The following is a 24,685-nucleotide window of genomic DNA, read 5'->3' on the forward strand; positions in this document are numbered from 1 at the left end:
TCGCGCCGCCGATTCCGATGGTCGTGACCACCTGAGCGGCGCCACCGAGGCGGCTTCGGAACCGATACCGAAGGGTGGAACCGGTTGACGCGGAGCCTTTTTGGATCCAAACTTCCCCGCAACCTGACCCGACCACTGGAGGCGGTATGTCGTTCTCGTTCCTGTCCCATCTGGAGTGCTCCCGCACCGGCGAGCGGTACGAGGCGGACCAGGTGGCGGGCACGTCGGCTGCGGGGGCGCCCCTGCTCGCGCGGTACGACCTGCAGCGGGTGCGGGAAACCGTGACGCGCGAGGACGTCGCCGGCCGCGAGCCCAGTCTGTGGCGCTACCACGAGGTGCTGCCGGTGCGCTCGCCCGAGCACGTCGTGAGCCTCGGCGAAGGCCTGACTCCCCTGCTCCCGCTGCCGAACCAGGGCAAGCACTCCGGTGTGCCGAAGCTGCTGATGAAGGACGAGGGCCTCGTGCCCACCGGGTCGTTCAAGGCGCGCGGCGCGGCCGTGGGCGTGTCGCGCGCGGCCGAGCTCGGCGTGCGCGGCGTGGCCATGCCCACCAACGGCAACGCCGGCGCGGCCTGGGCCCTCTACGCCGCCCGCGCCGGGCTCGACAGCCTCATCGCGATGCCCGCCGACGCGCCCGCGATCACCATGAAGGAGTGCCTCGCCGCCGGCGCCGAGCTCTACCGCGTCGACGGGCTGATCGGCGACGCGGGCAAGCTCGTCGGCGCCGCCGTGGCCGAACGCGGTGGCTACCAGGACGTGTCGACGCTCAAGGAGCCCTACCGGCTCGAGGGCAAGAAGACGATGGGCTACGAGATCGTCGAGCAGCTCGGCTGGCGGGTGCCCGACGTGATCCTCTACCCGACCGGCGGGGGCGTCGGCATCATCGGCATCTACAAGGCCCTGCTCGAGATGCAGGAACTGGGCTGGATATCCGGTGACCTGCCGCGCCTGGTCGCGGTCCAGGCCACGGGCTGCGCGCCGATCGTCGAGGCGTTCAAGGCCGGTGCCGCCGAGAGCACGCTGTTCCCCGACGCGCACACCGTCGCGTTCGGCATCACGGTGCCCAAGGCGCTCGGCGATTTCCTGGTCCTCGACGCGGTCCGCGCGACCGAGGGCACCGCGATCGCCGTGACCGATGAGGAGCTCCTCGCCGCGCAGCGCCGCTTGGCCGCGCTCGAGGGCGCGTTCGTCTGCCCCGAGGGCGCGGCGTGTTTCGCCGCGCTCGACCAGCTGCGGGAATCCGGTTGGGTGGGAGAGGACGACGAGGTCGTCGTGCTCAACACCGGCGCCGGCATCAAGTACCCCGAGACGATCGAGGTCGACGCCCCGCTGCTGGCCAAGACCGGCGCCATCCCGCCGCGCGGCGTGTTGCGGGCGGATTAACTCCTCGCGCAGACCTTGGCCCCCTCGATTGGATCTGATCCGATGTCCCCACCTCAGCCCCCGCCTCAGCCCCCGAACTGACAGGGACCAGCCCATGAACCGACGACGTTTCCGTGCGGCCCTGCTCCTCGCCACGGCCCTCGCCCTGGGTGCCGCCTCGTGCGGCATCCAGCCGGCGAGCGCGGGCCGCGGTCCCGGCACGATCACGATCGACACCGCGAACTACCCGTCCACCCTCGACCCCGGCAAGCAGTACGACACCGACACGTACTCGGTGTACCGCAACATCTTCGACCAGCTGCTGCGCCGGAACCCGAAGACCAACGCGATCGTGCCGTGGCTCGCCACGGCGTGGCACCAGACCGATCCGCAGACCTGGCGCTTCACGATGCGCCCTGGCGTGACCTTCAGCGACGGCAGCCCGCTGACGGCCGAGGACGCGGCGTTCTCGATCAGCCGGATCCTCGACAAGAAGTTCGGCAGCCAGCAGTACGCGAACTTCTCCGTGATCGACAAGGCGACCGCCGACGGCGGCGACCTCGTGGTGCACACCTCCGTGCCCTCCCCCACGCTGCTGAGCTACCTGACCACGCTGTCGGTGGTGCCGAAGGCCTACGTGCAGCGCGTCGGGCCCAAGCAGTTCGCCGTGAAGCCGATCGGGTCCGGCCCCTACGTGCTGCGGTCGGCCACGGCCGGGTCCGAAGTGGTCCTCGCGGCCAACCCGAAGTGGTGGGGTCCGCAGCCGCAGATCCGCACCGCCGTGTTCCGCGCGGTGCCCAACGTGGCCAGCCGCGTGGCCGACCTGCAGTCGCGCAAGGTCGACCTCGCGACGACGCTGACGCCGGACGCCGCCGACCAGATCCGCCGCGACCCCACGCTGCAGATCCTGACCACGCCCACCGAACGCGTGGCCTACCTGGCCTACAACACGATCAAGGGCGGCGCGACGAACGACCCGCGCGTGCGCAAGGCCATCGCCGAGGCGATCGACTACAACGCCATCATCCAGAACCTGGAACGCGGCTACGCCAAGCCGATCAACTCGATGGCCACCCCGCTCGCGTTCGGCTACGACAAGTCGCTGCCGGACAACCGGCACGACCCCGAAGACGCGAAGAAGCTGCTGCAAGAGGCGCACGCGGTCGGCGCGAAGCTCGTGATGGCGACCTCACCGTCGTTCGACCCGCAGGTGGTGCAGGCGATCCAGGCCGACCTCGGCGCGGTGGGGCTGCAGGTGGAGATCCAGAACAGCGACCAGGCCACGTACCTGAAGAAGGTGCAGGACCCCTCGCACGACTGGGGTTCCATCCGGTTCGGCAAGTGGTCGTGCTCGTGCCTCGACTCCGACGGCGTGATCTACCCGCTCTTCCACACCGGCGAGATCTGGAGCTCCTACAGCAACCCGGACTTCGACAAGATCGTGGAGCAGGCGCGCGAGACGACCGACTCGGCCGCGAGGACCGAGCTCTACCGCTCGGCGTTCGAGCTGCTCAACCGGGACCTGCCGGGGATCGGCCTGTTCCAGTCCTACGCGGTGTACGGCGCGAATTCGCGTCTGAAGTGGACACCCGACGCGTCGGAAAGCCTGTTCCTCGACCAGATGAAGGTGAGCTGACATGACGGCGATCGCGGTGTCCGCCCGCCGGCGGCGGGCCAGGAGCGTGCCGGCGACACCCCGGTACCTCGCCGGGCGGCTCGGGCAGGCCGTGCTCGCGCTGTTCGGCGTGACCACCATCGTGTTCTTCGCGCTACGCCTCTCGGGCGACCCGGCGCGGCTGCTGGTGCCCGAAGGCGCCACGGCGGCCGACATCGAGCGCGTGCGCGAACAGCTGGGCCTGAGCGATTCCCTGTGGCACCAGTACGTCTCGTTCCTCGGCAACGCGGTGCGCGGCGACCTGGGCTACTCCTACGTGCAAAACCAGCCGGCGACCACGCTGATCGCCGAACGGCTGCCCTACACGGCGAACCTGGCCGTGGCGGCGCTGATCCTGTCCGTGGTGTTCGGGGTGACGATCGGCGTGATCACCGCGCTGCGCCGCGGCCGGTGGCAGGAGCGGGTGCTGATGCCGATCGTCCTCATCGGACAGGCGATGCCCGCGTTCTGGACCGGGCTGCTGCTCGTGCTGGTGTTCTCGGTGGCCCTGCGGTGGCTGCCTTCGACCGGTTACGACGGGCCGCTGTCGCTGGTGCTGCCCGCCGTCACGCTCGCGTCGCTGTCCGCGGCGGCGATCGCCCGCGTGACGCGCGGCGCGGTGCTCGAACAGCTTTCGCAGGACTACGTGCGCACGGCGCGGGCCAAGGGCGCGAGCACCACGCGGCTGGTGCTGCGCCACCTGGCCCGCAACAGCGCGATCCCGGTGCTCACCGTCGCCGCGCTGGAGCTGGCCAACCTGCTGGGCGGCGCGGTCGTGACCGAGGTGATCTTCGCGTGGCCCGGCATCGGGCAGCTGACGATCCAGTCGGTCTCGGCGCGCGACTTCCCGGTGGTGCAGGCGATCGTGCTGTTCGCCTCCGCGGTGTACATCGTGGTGAACCTGCTGACCGATCTGCTCTACGGCGTGCTTGACCGGCGCGTGACCGCCGGCGGACGGGGAGGTGCGGCGTGAAGCGGCTCGTGGTCCCTTCGGTGGTACTGGTCGTCTATGTGCTCGCGGCGGTGTTCGCGCCGCTCATCGCGCCGTTCGACCCGAACAAGGTGACGCTCGCGCAGCGGCTGCTGCCCCCGGGCGCGCACCACTGGCTCGGCACCGACGCGCTCGGGCGCGACGTGCTCTCGCGCGTCATCTACGGCACGCAGGTGTCGCTGCTCGTGGCGATCGGCGCGGTCGTCATCGGCGGCGTGGTCGGAGTGGCGCTCGGTGTCATCGCCGGGTGGCGCGGCGGCTGGCTCGGCGCGGTGATCATGCGGGTGGTCGACATCGTGCTGTCGGTGCCGTTCTTCCTGCTCGCGATCCTCGTCGTGGCGGTGCTCGGGCCGAGCCTGCTCAACGTCGTGGTGTGCCTCGCGCTCGTGCGCTGGCCGCGCTACGCCCGCGTCGCCCACTCCGCGACGCTGCAGGCCCGCGGCCGTGGGTTCGTCCGCGCGGCGACGGCGACCGGCGCACCGGTGTGGTGGATCGTGCTGCGGCACGTGCTGCCGGAGGTCCTGCCGGTGTCCATCGTGGTCGGCACACTGGAACTGGGCCTGATGGTGATCTACGAGGCGTCGCTGTCGTTCCTCGGCCTCGGGGTGCAGCCGCCCACCGCGTCGTGGGGCTCGATCCTCTCCGACGGCCAGCAGTACATCGCGTCGGCCTGGTGGCTCGCGACCTTCCCGGGCATCGCGCTGTTCCTGCTCGTGCTGGCCGTGAACCTGCTGGGCGACGCCGCCCGCGACCGACTGGACCCGGCGAAACGCGCCGAGCTGCCGCGCCCGCGGTTGCTGCGCAGGATGGCGAGGCAGACCGCATGATCCCCGACTACCGAGGTGAATTCACCGGCAAACGCGTGGTCATCACCGGCGCCGCCGGGCTGATCGGCACGTGGACGGCCGAGGCGTTCCACGACCAGGGCGCCGAGCTGCTGCTGTCGGACAACCGGCGGGAACCACTGCAGGAGCTGGCCGGCCGGCTCGGCGCGCACGCCGCCGTGGCCGACCTGGACACCGGCGCCGGCGTCGACGGGCTGATCGCGGCCATCGACGAACGCTGGGACACGGCCGACATCCTGGTCAACAACGCCGGTGTCTACCCGCGCACCCCGGTGGCGACGACCGACCGGGCCACCGTGGAAGCCATCTTCGCGATCAACGTGCTGGCGCCGTACCAGCTGGCGCGCCACGTGATCGCCACGATGACCCGCACCGGCACCCCCGGTTGCATCGTCAACCTCTCCTCCGGCGCGGCGAAACGCCCCACCCGCACCGGCGGCGTGTACTCGGCCAGCAAGGCGGCGCTGGAGATGCTCACGCGCTCGCTCGCGCTCGAGACCGGCGAGGCCGGGATCCGCGTGAACAGCGTGGGCCCGGGCTTCGCACCCGGCAGCGAGGTGAGCGAGCTGCCCGAAGAGCACGTCGCCAAGATGCGGCGCGCGATCCCGCTGGGCCGCACGTCCGGGCCGGGTGACGCGCCGTCGGCGATCTTGTGGCTGTGCTCCAGTGCCGCCTCGTTCGTCACCGGCACCACGCTCGACGTCGACGGCGGCCGCACCGCGGGCGACTTCACCCCGTCGGGAGACAAGCCGTGACCCACCCCTGGCCCGGCGGCGCCCGCGCGGCCGTGTGCTTCACCCTGGACTTCGACGGCGAATCGCCGCACCTGTGGCGCACGCGGGCGAACCCGCCCGTGTCCGTCGGCGAGCTGGAGCAGCGGCGCTACGGCCCGCGGCGCGGCATCCGCAACCTGCTGTCCATGATGGACAACCTGAACCTGAGGGCGACGGTGTTCGTCCCCGGCTGGATCGCCGCGAAGTACCCGGAGCAGGTCGCCCAGGTGCACGCGCGTGGTCACGAGCTCGCGTTGCACGGCTGGTGCCACGAAGCACCGACCGGGCTGACTCGCGACGAGCTGCACCGGACGCTGGCGCGCGCGGCGGACACGCTCACCGGGATCTCCGGGGTGCGGCCCGTCGGCTACCGCTCCCCCAGCTGGGACATGACCACTGATGTTTTCGGAGTGCTGCACGAGCTCGGGCTGACCTATGACAGCTCGCTGATGGGCGACGACCGGCCCTACGTCGTCGACGGGATGGTCGAGGTCCCCGTGGACTGGGCCACCGACGACGCGCCCTACTACCGCTACGTCGGCGGTGATCCGCGGCCGCCCGCGACCACGCCCGAGGTGCTCTCGGGCTGGGCCGCGGAGATCGCGGCGGCGAAGAAACTGGGCACGCTGTGCATGATCACCGTCCACCCGTGGCTCTCGGGCCGGCCCGCCCGCGTGGCCGCGCTCGAAGAGCTGCTCGCCCCCGTCGTTGCCGATCGCGAATTGGCCACACCGACCGCCGGCGAGCTCGCGGAGCACCACCTCAAGTACGGCGGTGGCTACACCGTCCCCCTCGAAGAGTTGGGCAGGCCCGGTCATGACTGAGCTGCTGGAAGTGCAGGATCTGAAGGTGTCCTTCGGCGCCGGCCGCGAAGCGGTGCGCGGCGTGGACCTCACCGTCGGGCGCGGCGAAACCCTGGCCGTGGTCGGGGAATCCGGCTGCGGCAAGAGCCTCACCGCGCTGTCGCTGCTCGGCCTCGCCCCCGCCGCCGCGCGGGTGTCCGGCTCGGCGACGCTCGGCGGCACGGAGCTGATCGGGCGGGGCGAGCGCGAACTGCGGCGCATTCGCGGCGACCGCGCCGCGATGATCTTCCAGGATCCGATGAGCTCGCTGAACCCGACCACGCGCATCGGCACGCAGATCGCCGAGGTGCTCTCGATCCACACGCCGATGCGGCGCGCGGCGCGCTTGCGCCACGCCGTGGAGCTCATGGAGTCCGTCGGGATCACCGACGCCGCGGCCCGCGCGCGGCAGATGCCGCACGAGCTCTCGGGCGGGATGCGCCAGCGCGTGATGATCTCGATCGCGCTCGCGGGCAGCCCCGAACTGCTGGTCGCCGACGAGCCGACGACGGCGCTCGACGTCACCGTGCAGGCCCAGGTGCTCGCGCTGCTGCGGGAACGCACCCGGGACACCGCGCTGCTGTTCATCACGCACGACATGGGCGTGGTCGCCGAGATCGCCGACCGCGTGGCCGTGATGTACGCCGGGAAGGTCGTGGAGACCGGCACCGTGCGCGAGGTCCTCGAAACCCCGCGCCACCCCTACACCGCGGCGCTGCTGCGCTCGGTGCCCGATCCCGACCGCCCCGTCGACGGCGAACTGCCCACCATCCCCGGGCAGGTCCCCGCCGTCGGGGCGGTCATCGAGGGCTGCCCCTTCCGGCCGCGCTGCGAGCGGGCCGACGACACCTGCGCCACGGCCCCGTCTCTCCACGAGGGCGTGGCGTGCTGGCACCCCCACCCCGGATTGCGAACGGAGGTCGCGTGATGTCGGATCTCGTGGTCGCGGACGGACTCGTGAAGCGCTACCCGGTGCGCGGCGGCACGGTCGCCGCCGTCGACGGGGTCAGCCTGCGCGTGGAGCGCGGGACGACACTGGCGCTCGTCGGTGAGTCCGGCTGCGGGAAGTCCACCACCGGGCGGCTGCTGCTCGCGCTGGAACGGCCCGACGAGGGCAGCGTCGAGGTCGCCGGCCAGGCCGTGCACTCGATCGGCAAGCGGGAGCTGCGTGACCTGCGGCGCACGATGCAGCCGGTGTTCCAGGACCCGTACGACTCGCTCAACGGGCGCATGACCGTGGGGCAGATCGTCGCGGAACCGCTGCGCGTGCACCGGTTCCGCGGTGATCTCGAGGCGCGGGTGCGGGAGCTGCTGGAGGCCGTGACGCTGGCGCCGGAGCTCGCGGTTCGCTACCCGCACGAGCTCTCCGGCGGGCAGCGCCAGCGCGTGGCGATCGCGCGGGCCATCGCACTCGACCCGGAGTTCCTCGTGTGCGACGAACCCGTGTCCGCTTTGGACGTTTCGGTGCAGGCGCAGGTCGTGAACCTGTTGCGGCGACTGCAGGACGAGCGCGGCATCACCTACCTGTTCATCAGCCACGACCTCGCGCTGGTGCGCCACCTCGCCCACCGCGTCGCCGTGATGTACCTCGGCCGGATCGTCGAGGAGGGCGCCACCGAGGAGCTCTTCGCCGACCCGCGCCACCCGTACACTCAGCTGCTGCTGGCCGCCGCGCCCCGGCCGCGCGTGCGCGACCACTCCCGTGAGGATCCGGTGGAACAGCTCGGTGAGGCGACGAGCGTGCTGACGCGCTCGGGCGGCTGCTCGTTCGCCCCGCGGTGTCCTCTTGCAACGGACCGGTGCCGCACCGAGGACCCGGCGCTGCGCTCGCTGGACGGCACACGCACCGCGGCGTGTCACTTCGCCGAGACTGCGCAGGTCGGCGCCGCATGATCACGAGGGACGCGTACGGGATCCCCACCGTCGAGGCGGAAACCGAGCAGCAGGCGTGGTTCGAGCTCGGCCGCGCCGCGGCCGAGGACCGGCTGTGGCAGCTGGAGTACGACCGTCGCCGCGCGCGCGGCCGGTGGGCGGAGGTCGTGGGTGAACCCGCGGTGGCCGCCGACCGGCTCGCGCGCCGGCTGCGGCTGGCCGACGCCGCCGAGCGCGATCTCGCGGCGATGGACCCGGGCACCCTCGCGACGTTCGAGGCGTACGCGGCGGGGATCAACGCCCACGTCGCCGAGCACGGCACGCCCGTCGAGTACCGGCGCGGCGGGATCGGCTGGGAGGTGTGGACCCCGCGCGACTCGCTGCTGATGTTCAAGATCCGCCACGTGCTCATGGGCGTCTGGCAGTACAAGATCGCGCGGGCCGTGCTGCGCGCGACCGCCGGCGCCGATGCGGCCGCGAAGCTGGATCCGACGCCGCTGCCGGGGATGCGCGTGACCGTCCCGCCCGACGGGCGGGTCGGCGGCGCCCGTGCCGAACTGCTCGAGCAGGCGCGCGCAGACGTCGAGGCGGCGGCCGGGCACCTCGGGTTCCTGAGCGAGTCCGAGGGCGGGTCCAACGCGTGGGTGCTCGGCCCGAGTCGCACCGCCAGCGGGAAACCGTTGCTGGTCAACGACTCCCACCGCGCGCTTGACGTGCCGAACGCCTACTGGCAGGCGCACGTGCGCTGTCCGGAGTTCACGGTGTCGGGCGCGACCTTCCCCGGCCTGCCCGGTTTCCCGCACTTCGGGCACAACGGCCGTGTCGGCTGGGCGATCACCAACGCGGCGGCCGACGCGCAGGACCTGTACGTGGAGCAGTTCGACGGCGAGCGGGTGCGCACGGCCGAGGGCTGGGCCCCCGCGTCGGTGCGCGACGAGGTCATCCACGTGCGCGACGGCGAAGACCGCGTCGAGCGCTGCTGGCTGACCCCGAACGGCCCGGTCGTGCACGGTGAGCCCGCGGGCGGCGCCGCGCTGTCGTTGCGCTGGACCGCCACCGACGGGCCGTGCGAACAGTTCGGCGTGCTGCGCCGCATGCTGCTCGCGCCGGACGTGCGCACGCTGCTCGACGCGCAGGACGGCTGGGTCGACCCCGTCAACAACCTCGTCGCGGCCGACGTCGACGGGCACCTCGGTTACCTGCTGCGCGGGCAATTGCCCGCCCGCGACCGGCTCGCCGCCACGCAGGTGCCAGTTCCGGGCTGGGCACCGGAGTTCGGGTGGCGCGGCCGGGTGCCGTTCGCCGGGATGCCACGGATGGAGGACCCGGCCGAGGACCTGATCGTCACCTCCAACAACACGGTCACGGCCGACGTCCGGCCGTTCGTGTCGCACGCGGTCAACGACGCCTACCGCGTCGAGCGCATCCACGAGCTGGCCGCGGCGACCCAGCGCGCGACCGCCGACGACATGCGCGCGTGGCAGGGCGACACCACGTCGGTCGCGGCCCGGCGCTGGGCGGAGCTGCTCGCCGGGCGCGGCCCGTTCACCGGCGACGCCGAGCTCGCCCGTGCGGCCCTCGTGGCCGGGCAGGGCGACCTGGGCCCGGCCGGGACGACGGGCCTCGTGCACGCGTGCGTCCGCCGGGAGCTCGCACAGCGCGTGCTGGACCAGGAGATCGGCACCGCCGCCCGGGCGTGGCTGATGAAGTGCGGCCTGCCGGGCATGCCCGTGGTGCTGCGCCGGTGGTTCGCGGGCCTGACCTGGCCCCGGGAGGACGGGTGGCCGGCCGCGGACCTGTCCGACGAGCTGCTCGCCGACGCGCTGGCCGCAGGCTGGCGCCGGGCGCGGGAAGCCGGGCTGCGCCCGTGGGGCCGCCTGCACCGCACCGCCGCGCGGCACCCGCTGCACCCCGTGACCGGCGCGGAGTTCGACCCGCCGGCCGTCGGCATCGGCGGGGACAACGAGACGATCCAGAACGGCGCGTACGGCTGGGCACCGGGCGGACCGTTCGCCATCACCAACCTCTCGGTCTACCGGCAGGTGCTCGACCTGGCCGAACTCGGCGCCGCCGGGTGGGTGATTCCCGGCGGGGCGTCCGGCTCGCCCGGTTCCGAGCACTATTCTGACCAGTTGACCTCGTGGCAACGGCACGAGCTCGTCCCGATGACGCCGACGACAGGAGCCCCGACCCGGTGAGTGCCCAGCCACCCGAACCGGCCAGCCTGGTCCGCACCGCGTACCGGGCGATCCGTGCGGCTGTGCTGGAACGCGAGCTGCTGCCCGGCGAGCGCGTGACCGTGCGCCCGCTCGCCGAGCGCCTCGGTATCTCCCCCACCCCCGTGAAGGCCGCGCTGGCGATCCTCGAACGCGAGGGGTTCCTCGTCGCGCGGCAGCACTCCGGTTACTTCGTGGCCGAACTGAGCGTGGCCGACATGCGCGACATCTACGAACTGCGCTCGGCCGTGGACACCCTGGCCGCGCGCGACGTCGCCCGAGCACGCCCGGCCGAGCTGCTCGAGCGGCTCAGCGGCCTCGTCGCCGGCCAGCACGCTGCCCTCTCCGCAGGGGACGTGCCCCGCTACGCGGAGCTCGACCGGCAGTTCCACGCCCTCATCTGGCAGGGCTCGGCCAACCGCCGGCTCCTCGCGATCGCCGACCTGCTCGGCGCACAGCTCCAGCTGGGTCAGAACGTGACCATCACCGTGCCCGGCCGTCCCGAAGCCAGCCTCGGCGAGCACCAGGAGATCCTGGACGCGCTCCGCTCGGGCGACACGGCGGCCGCGGAACAGGCGACGCGCAGACACGTCGCGCAGGTGATCCGCGCGCTGGAGTCGGCACTGCCGGAATGACAGGGTTTTCCGGAAACAGCAGTGCCTTCGGAGTCGATCGGAGGTGACAAGTGGACTTCGCGTTCACCGAAGACCAGGAAGCGGTGCGCCGCGGCGCCCGTGAGCTCGCGGCGAAGTTCCCCGACGAGTACTGGGCCCGCTGCGACGCCGAGGGCGAGTTCCCGTGGGACTTCTACACCGCGTTCGCCGACGCCGGCTGGCTCGGCATCGCGATCCCCGAAGAGTACGGCGGCGGTGGGCTCGGGATCTTCGAGGCCGCGTTGCTGCTGGAGGAGGTCGCGGCGTCGGGCGCCGGGATGAACGGGTGCAGCACCATGCACCTGACCATCTTCGGGCTGAACACGATCGTCAAGCACGGCAGCGCCGAGTTGCGTGAGGAGATCCTCCCGCGCGCGGCCGACGGGTCGCTGCATGTCTGCTTCGGCGTCACCGAACCGGACGCGGGCACCGACACCACGCGCATCCGCACCTTCGCGCGCCGCGACGGCGGTGACAACGCGGGCTACGTGATCGACGGCCGCAAGGTCTGGATCACCAAGGCGGGGCAGTCGCAGAAGATGGTGCTCATCGCGCGCACCACGCCGCTCGAGGAGGTCACGCGGCCGACCGACGGGATGTCGCTGTTCCTCGTGGACGTCGACCCGGCGGCGATCACGCTCAACGCGATCCCCAAGCTGGGCCGCAACGCCGTCAGCTCGTACGAGGTCGCGATCGACGGCCTGCGCGTGCCGGCGTCGGCGCGGATCGGCGAGGAGGGCCAGGGGTTCAAGTACCTGCTCGACGGGCTGAACCCGGAACGCATCCTGCTCGCCCACGAGGCGCTGGGCATCGGCCGCGCCGCCGTCGAACACGCGGTGTCCTACGCGAAGGACCGCGTCGTGTTCAACCGGCCGATCGGGCAGAACCAGGGCATCGCGTTCCCCCTCGCCGAAGCCCAGACCCGGCTCGACGCCGCCGCGCTCATGGCCCGCAACGCCGCCTGGCGCTACGACCGCGGTCTCTCGTGCGGCCGGGAGGCCAACATGGCCAAGTTCCTGTGCGCCGACGCGGGATTCACGGCCGCTGACCAGGCCGTCCAGACCCTCGGCGGCATGGGCTACGCCAAGGAGTACCACGTCGAACGCTACTTCCGCGAAGCGCGGCTGCTGCGGCTCGCGCCGGTCAGCCAGGAGATGGTGCTGAACTACGTTTCGACGCACGTGCTCGGGCTGCCCAAGTCCTACTGACGACAAACCGAGCGGTCCCGTCCGGGTGACTCCGGACGGGACCGCTCGTGTTTTGTTGTCCTGCCTAGATCTTCGGCAACGCCACGTCGGTCACCGTGGCTTGCCCGGCCTGCACCTTCGTCTGCCGGAACTGCGGCTGGTAACCGTTGGCGGCGATCGTGACCACCAGCGGGTTGTAACCCTTGTCCAGCCACAGCCGGTAGTGGCCGTGCGCGTCGGTCTTGAGGGTGTACGACACTTCGCCGCACACTCCGTTGTGGACCATCGTGCACACCTGCACCGTGGCGTTCGCGATCGGTGCGCCCGACGCGGTGTCGGTGACCGTGCCCGAGAGTTCACCCCACGCCCTGGGCGGCGCGGCCTGCAGCGAGACGGGCAGGGCCGGTACGGCGTACGGCGAATCGGTGTCGAGCCCGATCGTCGCCGTGTACTCGCCGGGCTGGGTGACCTTGCCGGAGTCGACGGTCACGGTGACCTTGGTCGTGGCGCCGGGCGCGAGGTCCAGCTCCGTGCTCGCCTCCGACAGCCAGCCGGCGTCGTCGTCACCGCACTGGTCGTAGCCCGGCAGCGCCGCCGTGGTGCGCAGCGCCGGCACCAGCGAGCCGACCTGGTACAGCGCGCAGGCACCGCGGCCACCGCCGTAGTACTCCTGCGGCAGGTCCGGCAGCGACGACCACTTGTCGCTCACCGGGTCGTACTCGATGGTGTGCGCGGTTTCGCCGAGCGGCACCTTCGGGCCGCCGCCGGTGAATCCGCCGGCGAGCTGCAGGCGGCCGTTCGCCCCGCTGTAGGCCATTTGCGACACGGTGTACGGCGCGTCGGCCACCTTCGTCCACGTGCCGGCAGCCGGCTTGAACACGTAGGCCGAGCTCGTGTTCACCCCGCCGGAGAGGTAGCCACCCGCGCAGACGAGTTCACTGTGGACGCCCGCGCAGGCCGCATCGCTCTCGGCCTCCGGGTAGTCGGGCAGCGCCGACCAGGTGTTGCGCGCCGGGTCGTAGACATACGCCGACTTCACCGGGTCCTGGCCGCACACCGTCACGCAGCCGCCGACCACGTACAGCTTCCCGCCCAGCGTGGCCGCGGTGCCGCCGTACAGCTTCGCCGGCAGGTCCGCCAGCCGCGACCACGTGTCCGTTTCCGGGTGGTAGGCGTAGGTCGTGGACAGGATTCCGGGCATCCCGGCGCCGCCGACGACGTAGAGCGAACCGTTCAGGAACGCCGCCGCGCCGCGCATCACCGGTTCCGGCATGTCCGCGATCGGCGACCACGCCGCGGTGACAGGGTCGTACACGTAGCTGCGCGCCGAGGGCGAGAGCATGTGCATGGGCATGCCGCCTGCGCTGTAGACCTTGCCCTGGTACGCCCCGAGGGCACTGGTGTAGGTGAACTCCGGGACGTTCGCCATCGGCTGCCAGCCCGTTGCCGCCGACGGGTCGACCGCGGTGAACCCGGTGGCGTGCTCCCCGAGCGACACGTGGAGGGGCGCCGTGCCGGAGTTGGTGAGCTTCACCGTCTGGGTGGCGACCTCTCCCATCGTCTTGCTCACGGCCAGCCCCGTCGAGCCGACGGCCAGCTGCCCGGCCTTGAGCTTGACGTCCTGGCGAGCCACCGAGTTCAGCCCCGTGGTCGTCGACAGCGCCGGCGACGTGTAGCGCGGCAGGGTCGCCGTGTACTGGTGCGTGCCGGTGGTGTCGAACAGCTCGTAGAAGCCGTCGGCCAGCGCCGCGTCGTCCGGCGTCGCCACGCTGACCGCCGAGTGCGCCGCGGCGGCCGAGTCGGCGACCGTCGCGTCGTCGAGCGGCTCACCGGTGTTGGCGTCGGTGACGGCGCCCGTGACGAGACCACCGTCGACGGGCGAGCACGAGCCGATCACGACGTCGTCGACCTCGGCGAGCGAACCGCCGCCGCCCTGGAAGTGGAACCGCACGCCCACGGACTGCTTGCCCGCGGCCTGCGGCACCGGGATCGACACCTGCGACTGCACGACGCTCGTGGTCTGGTGCCACACCGTGGTCCACGTGGCGCCGCCGTCGAGGGACAGGTCGGCGTCGAACGAGGTCCCGGCGTCCGGCACGTACACGCCGCCGAACGACAGCACGGGCGCGGCGTCCCCGGTCAGGTCCACGTCCGGAGATACCAGCGTGGTGTCCTCCGCCTTGCCGTCGCGGGTCAGCGGGCTCGCGAGGGCGTAGTTGCCGCTGCTGATGAAGTTGTACAGCTCGGTGTTGTCGTCGAAGACCCAGCCGGTGGCAGCCGGGTCGGCGTTGGCGAGGGTCCAACCGTCCTTCGGTGTGGTGCCGAGCCAGCCGTCGAAGTGCGTCAGCGCGGCGTGGCCGTAACCGAGCGCGGTGCACGCGTCCGGATCCATCGTCGCGGTGAAGTCCTGCCGCACACCGGCGTCCCCGACGGTCACCTTCGGGTCGAGCTGCCGGTAACCGGGCAGGACCGGGCTGACGTGGAGCTGGTAGTCCGCGCCCTGGGGCAGGTCGACGCTGTAGCGGCCCGAGAACGGGTCGGTGAACACCGCGCCGTTCGGGTAACCGTCGATGGTGATCTCGGCATAGAGCGGCCAGCCGTGCCCGGAGCCGTCGGTGACGGTGCCCGACACGGTCTGCGTGGCGATCTTCGTGACCGAGTAGTCGGACGCGGCCGCCTGACCGTCCACGATGGACAGCGAACCGCTGCCCGCTTCGTAACCGAACCGGGTCACCTGGACCTGGTAGGAGTCGGCGGCGACGGCGAGGTGGTAGGCGCCCTGCGCGTCGGTCGTCGCGTGGTAGACGTTACCGGTGACCGTGCCCGTCGCCGTCACCGTGGCGCCCGCGATCGCCGCGCCGGCGGAGTCGCGGACGTGTCCGTCGACCGTCCCTTGTGGAGTGTAGGCGAGCGTGGCGACACCGTGCGGTGAACCGAGGCCGGTCGGGCCGTCCCAGCCGGGACCGGCGGTGCACAGCACGGTGCCGCACGTGCCGTTGGTGCCCTCGGTGACGTCGTAGAGGTCGTTGCCGTGGTTGAAGTACGGGTAGGTCGCGGGGTTCGTGCCCGGTCGCGGGTCACCGGCAAGCGCGTACATCGCGGCAATCAGTGGCGAAGACAGGCTCGTGCCACCCACCTGACCCCAGCCGCCGGTCTTGCCCGTGTCGTAGATCGCGAAGCCGCTCGCCGGGTCGGCGATCGCGGAGACGTCGGCGATGGCGCGGTTCGCGCACCCGGTGGCCACGTCCTGCTGGTAGGCGGGCTTCGCCTCGTACGGGGAGCAGCCCGAGCCGGCGTCGGACCAGGCCTGCTCGCTCCAGCCGCGCGGGTTCGCCGGGTCGCGGTAGAGGTTCGTGCCACCGGCGGCGACGACGTCCGGGTTCGAGGCGGGCCAGTCCTGCCTGGCGTAGGCGTGGTCACCGGTCGAGGCGACCATGGCGACGCCGGGCACGCTGTAGTGCGAGTCGAGCGTGCCCTGTTCCGGGTCCTCGCCGTCGATGCCGTAGGAGTTCGACACGAACTTCGCGCCGAGCTTCACCGCGGTGTCCACGCCGACGACGATGTCGTACGGGCTCGTCGAATCCGCTTCCACGAGCAGGATGTGGCACGCGGGACAGGCGGCGGACACGGCGTCGAGGTCGAGGGAGGTTTCCTGCGCCCAGCCGTCGTCATCGGCCGGGAAGTAGATGCCGCCGCGCTGGTCGACCTTGCGGAAGCAGCCGTTGTCCGTCGTGCAGGCGGGCAGGCCGTACTGCGCGCGGTACACCGCGAGGTCCGCCTCGGCGTGGGAGTCGCCGAGGGCGTCGATGATGGCGACGGTCTTGCCGGCGCCGCCGTCGGGCAGGTCGTAGGCGGCCTGGATGTCGGCCGGGCCGAGCGAGTCCGGCAGCGGACCGGCGGCACTGGTCAGCGGGCGGAGGTCCTTGCCCGCCTTGAACAGCGAGTTGCAGGTGACGACGCGCGGCTTCGGCTTGGCCGGGTTGCAGCCGGCCGGCGCGTACAGCGCCTTCGGCGGCTTCGCGGCGGTTTTGCCGGTCGTGGTCTGGGTGGCCTTGGCGGTCGCGGCGGGCTTGGCGTCGCCGGACGTGGCGGCCGCGTCGAGCGCGATGTGCGCGGCCGATGCCCCTGACGCCGACGCGGGCGCGGTGGCCGCGATCGGGTTGTCGCCGGGTGAGAGGGCGGGTTGGGTGGTGCCGACGACCAGCGCGAGGCCGGCCAGCACCGGGACAGCGAGCGCCAGCAGGCGCCCCCGGGGGACTCTCAAGGAGGGTTTCCTTCCGTTCGCCCGCGCCCGACGAGGCGTCACAGGGGTTCGTAACCCGCGGGCCGCTCGCGCCCGTGGTCCTCGTCTGCGCGGCGGGACCGTTCGCCGGGCCGCGGTGCGGCTTCGGCGGGATCCGCGGTGGTGGGGTGGGGATCCGTTCCCGCGGCGGGCCGGGGAGGCACGGTGCCGCCGGGGCCAGTGGTGCAGTCCACCGGACGGTCATCGTCGGGTCTCGTCGCGTTCACCGGCGAAGTATCGGGGCGCACGGGCCGCGTTCGCGATTGGGCGGATGACCTAATCTACGGGCGCGGCCCGGTCGGCGGGCTTGATCCCGGCCTGGGTCGCGCTCACTGCGAGCGCCGTGCGCGAGGTGACGTGGTGCTTGCGCATCGCCGAGTTCAGCTGCGCGGCCACGGTCTTCGGCGAGCGCGAGAGCACCTGCGCGATCTCCGGGTTGGTCAGGCCGGTCAGCAGCAGCCGCACCACTTCCAGCTCACGCGGGGACAGCTGGTCGCCGTAGCCGCGCCGGCCGCCGCGCCACACGGACGAGGTGGCGCCGTGCTCACGCTGGGCGGCGCGGGCGCGTTCCGCGGCGGCCGTCGCGCCAAGACTTTCGTATCCGGCCAGGACTTCCTCGAGGCGGTCGAGCCCCTCGGTCCGGGTGTCGGCACCGGCGAGCAGGCACGCGGCTTCGCGTTCGCGCGCCAGCAAAGCGTCGTACGGCCGGGGCAGCTCGGCCCACGCGGCCGCGGCGGCTGCCCACGCCTGCGCGGCCTGCGTCTGGTCCCCGCTCGTCTGCGTCACGAGTGCCCGGCAGACCAGCGCTGCTGCCGCGACCGTCGCGCCGCTGCGGCTCGCGGCGAACTCCGCCGCGAGCTGTTGCGCTTCCGCGCCGCGCCCGGCGGCGAGCAGCGCTTCGACGCGCACGGGCGCAAGTTCTTGCGCCCACAGCCAGATCTGCTTGTGCGCCACCACGGCCATCGGCTCCTCGGTGACTTCGAGCGCTTCGGCGACGCGGCCGGCGGCGAGGTGCAGCCGGGCGAGCGCGGCCGCGGGTTCGAGGGGCATGTCGGCGATCCCGCGCCGGCGGGTCTCGTCGAGCACGAGCTTCAGCTTCCGTTCGACGTCGGGTCCCGGCGCGGTGGCCGCTTCCAGCAACGCGCCCACGAGCGTCGTGTCGAGCTGGATGAGCGGTTCCTCGGCGAGGTCGGCGAATCCGGCGACCCGCTCGGCGAGCCCGCGCCACGCGCCCGTGAGCCAGTCGAGGCGGATGAGCGTCGCCAGGACCATGTCGCGCAGCCGCTGCAGCCCATGGCGTTGCGCCAGCTCGACGCCCCGCGTCAGCTTGGCCCGGGCTTCGCCGTAACGGCCCCAGTGCAGTGCGGCGTCGCCGAAGTTCAGCAGGCCGCGGGTGATCTGCAGCGGATCACGCGGGTCGTCGTCGGGCACGGTCGCGGCGACGGCCCAGCCCGCTTCGTCGCCCATCTCCAGCAACGCCGTCGCCCGGTCCACGATGAACGACAGCCGTTCGTCCTCCGGCACGGCCGAGCGGATGACGGTTTCGGCGCGGTCGAGCCATTCCCGGTGCTCCGGTGCGGACCACGCCGTGCCGGCGGGGCGGCCGAGCACCGACATCGCCTGCGCGACCGCGACCGGGTTGTCCACCAGGTCGGGGATCGCGCGGGCCAGCTCGGCGGCGCCGGTCGCGTAGTCCCCGGCGTGCATCAGCAATCGGCCGAGCTGGCTGCGGATCTCGGCGCGCTCGCGGCGGTCGAGCACCGCGCTGTCGAGCACGCCGCGCACCGTGCGCACGAGGTCGACGCGGCCCAGGTACCCGGTGAACGCGAACAGCGGGGTTTTGCGCGCCAGCCGCGCCACGGCCGTCGGCGGCAGCTCGGGCTCCGCCAGCAGGCCGTGCAGGAACGACACGGCGGTGTGGTGGTCACCGGACGCGAGCGCGAGGTCCGCCGCGCGTTCGGCGTACTCGCACCACTTCGCCGTCTCGCCCGCCTCGCGGAAGTGGTGCGCCAGCACGGCGACCGGCGCGGGGTCGCGCGCGGCGAGCGCCCGGCCCGAACGCCGGTGCAATTCGCGGCGTTCCCGTCCGCCGATGCCGTCGTACACCGCTTTGGCGGCCAGCAGGTGCCGGAACGCGAGCCGGCCGCGGTCGTCGTCGGCGAGCAGGCCGCTGCGCGCGGCCTCGTCGATCGCCCGGCCCGCCCGCTCGGCGGGCAGCCCGCCGACCTCGGTGACGTCGTCCTCGGTCGCGGGGGTCGACAGCACGGCGCACGCTTTGAGCGCCGCCTGCGCGTCGGGCGTGAGCCGCACGAGGCGCTCAGCCACGGCGTCGCGGATCGTCGGCGGCACGGCGATCTCGTCGAGCGAGCGGCGGATCCACTCGCCGCCCTGGCGGATGAGGTCGGCGCGGTCGCGCAGCAGCCGCACGGATTCCTCGAGGGCGAACGGGATGCCATCGGTGTGCCGGTGCAGGAACCGCGCGAACGGCTCGGACACGCGCTCGTCGCCCAGCATCGATGACACGAGGTCCGCGGTCTGGGCCACGTCGAGCGCGCCGAGCGTGATGCGCGGGTAGCGCGACGACAGGCGCAGCAGCAGGCTGTCATCGCCCACCTCGTCGGGCCGGTAGGTCAGCACGAGCCCGGGGCAGCGGTCCTGGCGGGCGGCGAGGAAGAGCAGGAACTCCAGCGTCGTCTCGTCGGCCCAGTGCACGTCCTCGACCACGAGCACGCCGACCTCGAAGCGGTCGAGCAGTTCGCCGAGCGCACGCAGGAGCCGGTGGCGGGCGGCACCCGCGTCGGCCAGGCCTTCGGGCGCCGGCGGCAGGTCCCATTCGGGGAAGAGCGGTCGCAGCGTGCCTACCAGCGGGCTCAGGTCCAGACCGGTGACGCCGGGGCGGGCTTGGCGCAGCGCGTCGACGATCGGGCCGAGCGTGAGGGCTTCCCGCAGCGGCGGGCACCGGGCGACCAGCACACCCGGAGCCGGGAGCAGTTCCCGGACGAGCCGGCTCTTGCCGATACCCGCTTCGCCGGAGACGAGCACGACGCCGGGGTCGGCGAGGGCGGCGGTGAGCCGGGAGAGCTCGTGGTCGCGGCCGATGAGCCGGGGCGTGCCGACGGCGGGGAGGTCACGCGCGTCAGCCGTCACCTGTCCCCCGTTCCTTCACCACCGGATGCGCCGTCGCAGGATTCTGGGCGGGTGAGGCGCCGGCGGGCAAGCGTTCCGGGTCGGGTTTCACACGTATGCAACGTGGTTCCGACAAAAAGAGACAGCCGCGCGGGAGCCGGGTCCGTCGCCGAACGGCGCAACACCCTGCGCCGTTCGGCCGGGTCCGAAGAGGACGGTCCTCAGAGCGAGGGCGGGATCTCCGCGGAGTCGGTGAGGCGCAGCTTGCGGCGAGCGCGCTGGAAGAACGTGGTGCGGCCCAGCCGGACCACGCGGGCGGCGCTGGGCCGGGCGCAGAGTTCGATGCGCTCGCCCGGTTCGACGTACGCCTCGACGATGCCGTCGACCTCCACCGCGAGGCTGCCGCTGCTCGGCAGGACCTCGAGGGCGAGCGTGTCGTGCACGGACAGCACGACACCGCGGCCGTAGGCGGAGTGCGGGGCGGCCGGCGTGACGAGCAGCGCCTCCACGGCGGGGCTCGTGATCGGCCCGCCGGCGGAGAAGCTGTAAGCGGTGGACCCGGTGGGCGTGGCGACGATGACCGCGTCGGCCGCGTAGCTCACGAACTGCTCTTCGTTCACCCGCACCGCGACGAGCGCGCCACCGTCGCCGGGGACGCGGACCACGGCCACGTCGTTGAACGCGGTCACCCTCTTGCCGCCGATCGTCGCATCGACGGCAAGACGGGGTTCGACGGTGAACTCGTGCGCGTCGATCGCCGACAGCGCACCCGGCAGGTCGGGCACGTCGACCTCGGCGAGGAAGCCGAGCTTGCCGAGGTTCACACCGAGCACCGGCGCGTGCTTGCCGTCGGCCAGGCGCATCGCGCGCAGCATCGTACCGTCGCCGCCGAGGCTCACCAGCAGGTCGGACTGGGTGGCGAGCTCCTCGGCCGACACACCGACAGCCTTGCAGTCGAGCCGCACGATCTCTTCCGCGATCCCGAGGACCTTGATCCCGCGGTTCGCGGCCCACCCGAGGACGGCCTCAACCGCCGGGGCGGAGTCCCGTTTCGGGTGCAGTACCAAACCGGCCGAATGCATTTCAGAGCTCTGTGAGTTCGGGAAGCATGGGGCCAAGTCTGCCCGGATCCGCCGCCTTTGGCGAACCCGGCCTAGGCTGGGCGTTCGTGATCGACAGTGCGCGCGCCAACTGGGCCGGAAACCTCACCTACGGGGCCGCCGGCGTCCTGACCCCACGGTCGCTCGACGAAGCCCGGGAGCTCGTCACGGGCGCCGAGCGGGTCAAGGCGCTGGGCAGCCGGCACAGCTTCAACGACGTCGCCGACACCCCGGGCCTGCTGCTCGACCTGTCGGGGCTCGACCTCCCGGTGACGATCGACGCGGCGGCGGCCACCGTGACGCTCGGCGGCGCCGCCCGCTACGGCGACGTCGTGCGGCAGCTGGACGAGGCCGGGTTCGCCCTGGAGAACCTCGCGTCGCTGCCGCACATCACGGTCGCGGGCAGCGTCGCCACGGGCACCCACGGCTCGGGCGAACGCCACCCCGGCCTCGCCGCGGCCGTGTCCGCCGTCGAACTGCTCACCGCCGACGGTTCGCTGCACAGCTTTTGCCGCGGTGACATCGACTTCGCCGGTGTCGTCGTCGGCGTCGGCGCGCTCGGCGTCCTCACCCGGCTGACGCTCGATCTGGTCCCGGCGTTCTCCGTGCGCCAGGACGTGTACGACGCCCTGCCGTGGCCGGCCGCGCTGGCGCACTTCGACGAGATCCAGGCGGCGGGCTACAGCGTCAGCCTGTTCACCAACTGGGCCCGCGACGTGGTCGACCAGGTGTGGCTGAAGAACCGTGTGCTGCGCTCTGCTTCCGGCGGCTCCCTGCCGGGTGCCGAGCCACCGGGCTCTCTCTTCGGCGCCGTCCCCGCCGACGGCCCCCGCCACCCCGCCCACGCGGCCGGTGTCGCGGCCGGCAACACCACCGAACAGCGCGGCGTTCCAGGCCCTTGGTACGACCGCCTCCCCCATTTCCGCCTCGGCTTCACCCCGAGCGTGGGCGCCGAACTGCAGACGGAGTACTTCGTGCCGCGCGCGCACGCCGCCGCGGCCTTCGAAGCCCTGCGCGGTATCGGCGACCGCATCGCCGAGCTCCTGCTCGTCTCCGAAATCCGCACCGTCGCGTCCGACGACCGCTGGCTCAGCCCGACCACCGCCGGCGACCGCGTCGCGCTGCACTTCACCTGGTTACCGCGCCAGTCCGAAGTCGAGGCTCTTCTGCCACTCATCGAAGCCCGCCTCGCCCCCTTCGCCCCGCGTCCCCACTGGGGAAAGCTCTTCCACGGCGAAGCACTCGACCTGGCCTACCCGCGCCTGCCCGCCTTCCGCACCCTGGCCACTCGCATCGACCCGACGGGCAAGTTCCGCAACGCGTTCCTCGACCGGCACGTCTTCGCCGGCTGATCACCTCCTGACCGGTCCGGCCGCGACCGGCGTCGGCTGTTGCCCACAGTGCCTTCACCCGCGTCCGAGCGACGCGGGTGCATCGCCATGCGCCCCGCCCCGCGCTGAGTTCGCCTGATCACACCGCCAAGCGGTACCCGGCGTATGCAACTATTGTCAACGACGGTAGTTGTCCACGCATCAGGGGGAAGTCCCGTGCCGCTCGCCCTGCTCGCGCTGGCCATCGGCGCGTTCGGCATCGGCACGACGGAGTTCGTCATCGCGGGGTTGTTGCCCGAGGTGGCCGCCGACTTCGGCGTGTCCATCCCCGCCGCGGGGTGGCTGATCACGGGGTACGCGCTCGGCGTCGCGGCCGGCGCGCTGCCGATGACCGCCCTCGGCACGCGCATGCGCCGCAAGCACCTGCTCACGCTGCTGATGGCGGTGTTCATCGCCGGCAACGCGCTGTCGGCGCTGGCCCCCGCCTACGGCGTGCTCGTGGTCGGCCGGATCGTCGCCGCCCTCACGCACGGCGCGTTCTTCGGCGTCGGCGCCGTCGTGGCGGCCGACCTCGTGAAACCGGAGAAGAAGGCCAGCGCGATCGCGCTCATGTTCACCGGCCTCACGCTCGCCAACGTCCTCGGCGTGCCGATGGGCACCTTCCTCGGCCAGGGCCTCGGCTGGCGCGCCACGTTCTGGGTCGTCGCCGGGCTCGGGGTGCTCGGCCTGATCGGAGTCGCCGCGCTCGTGCCCGACACGCCGCGCCCCGAGGGCGCGCGCATCACCGCGGAGTTCGCCGTGTTCCGCCACGCCCGCGTGTGGCTCGCGATCGGCACGACGATCCTCGGGTTCGGGGGCGTCCTCGCGAGCTTCACCTACATCGCGCCCTTGATGACCGACGTCGCCGGCCTGCCCGCGAGTGCCGTCAGCTGGCTGCTCGTGCTGTTCGGCGTCGGCCTCGTGCTCGGCAACCTGCTCGGCGGCAAGTTCGCCGACCGCGCGCTCATGCCGACGATGTACACGGTGCTCGTCGCGCTCGCGGTGGTCCTGGCGGTGTTCGCCTTCACCGCCCACGCGGCCGTGCCCGCGATCGTCACGCTGTTCCTGCTCGGCGGGTTCGGGTTCGCGACCGTGCCGCCGCTGCAGATGCGGATGCTGGCCAGTGCGGAAGCCGCCCCCACGGTCGCCTCGGCGGTGAACATCGGCGCCTTCAACCTCGGCAACGCGCTCGTCGCCTGGCTCGGCGGCGTCGTCATCGCCGCCGGCTACGGCTACGCCTCGACCAACTGGGTCGGGGCCGCCATGACAGTCGCCGCCCTGGCGCTGGCCGTCGCTTCGGGCACGCTCGACCGCCGCGGGGCGAAGCGCCCGGCACCGGTGCCGGCGCACTGACCACTGTGGACGGTGGGGGCCTGGCCACACGCCAGGCCCCCACCGCGGTCACACCAGCTTGCGCAGCTTCGGCAGGATCTCGGTGCCGTAGGCCTTGAGGAACCGCTCCTGGTCCGGCCCGGGGGCGTGGAACACCAGGTGCGTGAAGCCCAGGTCGAGGTAGCGCTTGATCGCCGCCACGTGCTCGTCCGGGTCGGACGACACGATGAAGCGGCTCGCGGCCCGCTCGATCGGCAGCGCGTCGGCCAGCCGCTGCATCTCGACCGGATCCTCCACGCCCGTCTTCTCCTCCGGCTTCAGCGCGAGCGCACCCCAGAACCGCGTGTCCTGCAGCGCGCGCCCGGCGTCGGCGTCGAAGGACACCTTGACCTCGATCATCAGGTCGACGTCACCGATCGCGCGACCCGACTGCTCCACGCCTTCGCGCACGGCGGGCAGCAGCGTGTCCGTGTACAGCGACGGCGCCTTGCCGCTCGTGGTGATGAAGCCGTCACCGCGACGGCCGGCCAGGCGCGTGGCCGCCGGGCCGGACCCCGCGATGTACAGCGGGACCGGGACGTCGGGACGGTCGTAGACGGTGGCCTTCTCGGTGCGGTAGTACGTGCCCTCGAAGTCCACCCGCTCCTGGATCCACAACGTGCGGATGAGCTCGATCGCCTCCTTCAGCCGCCCGAACCGCACCTTCGGCTCCGGCCACTCGATGCCCAGCGGCGACTCGTTCATCGACTCGCCCGACCCGATGCCCAGCACCACCCGGCCCGGGAAGAGGCACCCGAGCGTCGCGAACGCCTGCGCCACCACCGCCGGGTGGTAGCGGAACGTCGGCGTCAGCACGCTCGTGCCGAGCACCACCCGCTGCGTCGCCGAGCCGAGTGCGCCGAGCCAGGGCAGCGCCGCGGGCGCGTGCCCGCCGTCGTGGCGCCACGGCTGCAGGTGGTCGCTCACGAACACCGAGTCGAACCCGTTCTCCTCGGCCAGCACGCCGTAGCGCAGCAGCTCGGCCGGCGCGAACTGCTCGGCCGACGCCTTGTACCCGAACCTCACCATGGACCTCGTCCTC

At 72.4% G+C, this 24,685-nt stretch carries 17 protein-coding genes; 13 read left to right on the forward strand and 4 right to left on the reverse strand.

Annotated elements, in window-relative coordinates; translation table 11 throughout:
- The first annotated feature begins 146 nt into the window (after positions 1 to 146).
- From I6J71_RS28490 to I6J71_RS28540, 11 genes are all read left to right on the forward strand, one after another.
- The gene (locus I6J71_RS28490; protein WP_204089679.1) at positions 147 to 1,382 is read left to right on the forward strand and encodes a threonine synthase; all 1,236 of its coding nucleotides are present in this window, start codon (positions 147 to 149) and stop codon (positions 1,380 to 1,382) included.
- A 94-nt stretch (positions 1,383 to 1,476) separates the two neighbouring features.
- On the forward strand, positions 1,477 to 2,997 hold the full coding sequence (locus tag I6J71_RS28495) for an ABC transporter substrate-binding protein (RefSeq protein WP_204089680.1): 1,521 nt from the start codon (positions 1,477 to 1,479) through the stop codon (positions 2,995 to 2,997).
- Position 2,998: 1 nt separating this feature from the next.
- A complete protein-coding gene (locus I6J71_RS28500; RefSeq protein ID WP_204089681.1) occupies positions 2,999 to 3,988 on the forward strand; it encodes an ABC transporter permease in 990 nt (329 codons plus the stop codon).
- Positions 3,985 to 4,833 carry an ABC transporter permease gene (locus I6J71_RS28505; RefSeq protein ID WP_204089682.1) on the forward strand — a complete coding sequence of 283 codons (849 nt, stop codon included), beginning with the start codon at positions 3,985 to 3,987 and terminating at the stop codon, positions 4,831 to 4,833. Before I6J71_RS28500 ends, I6J71_RS28505 begins: the two co-directional genes overlap by 4 nt.
- Positions 4,830 to 5,606, forward strand: coding sequence for an SDR family NAD(P)-dependent oxidoreductase (locus tag I6J71_RS28510; protein ID WP_204089683.1), 777 nt, complete (start codon positions 4,830 to 4,832; stop codon positions 5,604 to 5,606). The genes I6J71_RS28505 and I6J71_RS28510 overlap by 4 nt, the downstream gene beginning before the upstream one ends.
- Positions 5,603 to 6,448: a polysaccharide deacetylase family protein gene (locus I6J71_RS28515; protein ID WP_204089684.1), complete on the forward strand. Its 846-nt coding sequence runs from the start codon at positions 5,603 to 5,605 to the stop codon at positions 6,446 to 6,448. Before I6J71_RS28510 ends, I6J71_RS28515 begins: the two co-directional genes overlap by 4 nt.
- Positions 6,441 to 7,394 (forward strand): ABC transporter ATP-binding protein, encoded by a 954-nt coding sequence (locus I6J71_RS28520; protein WP_204089685.1) that lies wholly within the window; start codon positions 6,441 to 6,443, stop codon positions 7,392 to 7,394. Before I6J71_RS28515 ends, I6J71_RS28520 begins: the two co-directional genes overlap by 8 nt.
- Positions 7,394 to 8,359 carry an ABC transporter ATP-binding protein gene (locus tag I6J71_RS28525; RefSeq protein WP_204089686.1) on the forward strand — a complete coding sequence of 322 codons (966 nt, stop codon included), beginning with the start codon at positions 7,394 to 7,396 and terminating at the stop codon, positions 8,357 to 8,359. The genes I6J71_RS28520 and I6J71_RS28525 overlap by 1 nt, the downstream gene beginning before the upstream one ends.
- Complete coding sequence (locus I6J71_RS28530; RefSeq protein ID WP_204089687.1) at positions 8,356 to 10,536, forward strand: penicillin acylase family protein; 2,181 nt, start codon at positions 8,356 to 8,358, stop codon at positions 10,534 to 10,536. Before I6J71_RS28525 ends, I6J71_RS28530 begins: the two co-directional genes overlap by 4 nt.
- Positions 10,533 to 11,189 carry a GntR family transcriptional regulator gene (locus tag I6J71_RS28535; protein WP_204089688.1) on the forward strand — a complete coding sequence of 219 codons (657 nt, stop codon included), beginning with the start codon at positions 10,533 to 10,535 and terminating at the stop codon, positions 11,187 to 11,189. Before I6J71_RS28530 ends, I6J71_RS28535 begins: the two co-directional genes overlap by 4 nt.
- Before the next feature lie 50 nt (positions 11,190 to 11,239).
- Entirely contained in the window at positions 11,240 to 12,415 is a 1,176-nt protein-coding gene (locus tag I6J71_RS28540) for an acyl-CoA dehydrogenase family protein (RefSeq protein ID WP_204089689.1), read from the forward strand.
- A 64-nt stretch (positions 12,416 to 12,479) separates the two neighbouring features.
- On the opposite strand, the gene I6J71_RS28545 is transcribed toward I6J71_RS28540, so the two are convergent.
- The 3 genes from I6J71_RS28545 to I6J71_RS28555 form a co-directional block, all read right to left on the reverse strand.
- A complete protein-coding gene (locus I6J71_RS28545; RefSeq protein WP_204089690.1) occupies positions 12,480 to 16,658 on the reverse strand; it encodes a carboxypeptidase regulatory-like domain-containing protein in 4,179 nt (1,392 codons plus the stop codon).
- A gap of 294 nt (positions 16,659 to 16,952) precedes the next feature.
- Positions 16,953 to 19,823: an AAA family ATPase gene (locus I6J71_RS28550; protein ID WP_204089691.1), complete on the reverse strand. Its 2,871-nt coding sequence runs from the start codon at positions 19,821 to 19,823 to the stop codon at positions 16,953 to 16,955.
- A gap of 200 nt (positions 19,824 to 20,023) precedes the next feature.
- On the reverse strand, positions 20,024 to 20,884 hold the full coding sequence (locus I6J71_RS28555) for an NAD(+)/NADH kinase (RefSeq protein ID WP_204089692.1): 861 nt from the start codon (positions 20,882 to 20,884) through the stop codon (positions 20,024 to 20,026).
- 86 nt (positions 20,885 to 20,970) lie between these two features.
- Between I6J71_RS28555 and I6J71_RS28560 the strand changes: the two genes are divergently transcribed.
- Together I6J71_RS28560 and I6J71_RS28565 are read left to right on the forward strand one after the other, a co-directional pair.
- The gene (locus I6J71_RS28560; RefSeq protein ID WP_239153959.1) at positions 20,971 to 22,254 is read left to right on the forward strand and encodes an FAD-binding protein; all 1,284 of its coding nucleotides are present in this window, start codon (positions 20,971 to 20,973) and stop codon (positions 22,252 to 22,254) included.
- Between the two features lie 195 nt (positions 22,255 to 22,449).
- On the forward strand, positions 22,450 to 23,625 hold the full coding sequence (locus I6J71_RS28565; RefSeq protein WP_204089694.1) for an MFS transporter: 1,176 nt from the start codon (positions 22,450 to 22,452) through the stop codon (positions 23,623 to 23,625).
- A gap of 48 nt (positions 23,626 to 23,673) precedes the next feature.
- On the opposite strand, the gene fgd is transcribed toward I6J71_RS28565, so the two are convergent.
- Entirely contained in the window at positions 23,674 to 24,672 is a 999-nt protein-coding gene (gene fgd / locus I6J71_RS28570) for a glucose-6-phosphate dehydrogenase (coenzyme-F420) (protein ID WP_204089695.1), read from the reverse strand.
- Positions 24,673 to 24,685 lie beyond the last annotated feature (13 nt).

The sequence above is a fragment of the Amycolatopsis sp. FDAARGOS 1241 genome, from assembly GCF_016889705.1.
In the GTDB taxonomy this organism is placed as follows: Bacteria; Actinomycetota; Actinomycetes; order Mycobacteriales; family Pseudonocardiaceae; genus Amycolatopsis.